This is a genomic window from Cereibacter changlensis JA139 (genome assembly GCF_003034985.1).
GTDB lineage: Bacteria > Pseudomonadota > Alphaproteobacteria > Rhodobacterales > Rhodobacteraceae > Cereibacter > Cereibacter changlensis.
Genome location: NZ_PZKG01000342.1, coordinates 1 through 1,327, shown reverse-complemented (window position 1 = coordinate 1,327; position 1,327 = coordinate 1). Strand labels below are relative to the sequence as shown.

General features: G+C 70.4%; 1 protein-coding gene. It reads left to right on the top strand.

The annotated features are described in order from the left end of the window. Positions 1 to 417 precede the first annotated feature (417 nt). Positions 418 to 1,327: LysR substrate-binding domain-containing protein (locus tag C5F48_RS23895; RefSeq protein WP_107666139.1), on the top strand; the 910-nt coding region annotated here is incomplete at its 3' end.

Genomic DNA, 1,327 nt, shown 5'->3' with positions numbered 1-1,327 from the left:
GGGGGCGGATGGCCTGGAGGCCAGCGCCCTCGCCTATGCAGTCCTTGGGGCAGTGATGGGCGGCCTCTTGGCTCGCCGGATCAATCCGCGATTGCTGCGCGCCGCCATTATCTCGGCGACATTGCGGTTCAGGTCCAGCCTCAGCGCATCGTCGTGGCCGGTGCGGGCGGCCGCCGCGCGCGACAGGGCGCCGGTCATGCAGAGCCCCAATCCGACAGCCGCAGCCTCTCCTTGCTTGGCCAAGGGCGCTGTCCACCGGGACAGTCCCGGGCGCATTCGCGGACTTTCTCTTGCAAAATGTCAGCGAGAGTGTCGCCTTTGGCAAGGCTGTGGCGAGTGAGCAGATTTCAGTCGGGGGTGAGAAAGCATCGTTCGCCTTTCCACCCGGTTCGAGGCAGGACAACCCTGTGAGGGAGCATGGACAAGACGACGCCCGATCGCCTTACCGCACCCCTGAACGCGCTGCGCGCCTTCGAGGCTGCGGCGCGGCATCTGTCGATCAAGCAGGCGGCGCTGGAACTGGGGGTGACGCCTTCGGCCGTCAGCCATCAGTTGCGCGGGCTGGAGGACAGACTTGGCCTGACGCTGATGCGGCGCGTCGGCCCGGCATTGGAGCTGACCGAGGCGGGGGCGCGGCTTGCCCCCGACCTGACGGCAGGGTTCGCCCGGATCACCCGGGCGGTGGCCGGGCTGAAGGAGGACCGCGGCAGCGGACCCCTGCGCCTGTCGATGCTGCCGACCTTCGCCGCGCATTGGCTCTCGCCCCGCCTGACCCGCTATCCGTTCGAGAGGGCGGGGTTCGATCTGCTGATCTCGACGACGCAAGAGGCGGTGGACCTGTCGGCGGGCGTGGCCGATGTGGCGGTGCGGCACGGTGCCGGCGCCTGGGAAGGGACGCGGGCTGACCTTCTGTTCGATGAAACGGTGGGCCTCTTCGGCATGCCCGCGCTGGCCGGTCTGCCTGCTGCCGACATGCGCGCCCGGATCGGGGGCATGACCCTGTTCCTGTCGCAATACCGCAAGGAGAACTTCGCGCGCTGGAACGCGACGCTGCCGGGCGGACCGATCCGGCCCGCGGCGGTGTTGCAGGTGGATTCCTCGGGCCTCGCCCTGCGCGCCGCGATGGACGGGGCAGGCGTGGCCCTGGCCGGGGTGGAGATCGCGGGGTTCGATGCCGGGACCGGGCGGCTGGCCGAGCTCTTCCCCCACCGTGTCCCGACCGGCGGCGGCTATTATCTGGTCTATCCCGAGGCCCTGGCGCGGGACCGCCGCGTCCGCAACCTCTGCCGCTGGATGACCGAGGCGGCGGGGCAGGGCCGCCTGGGCG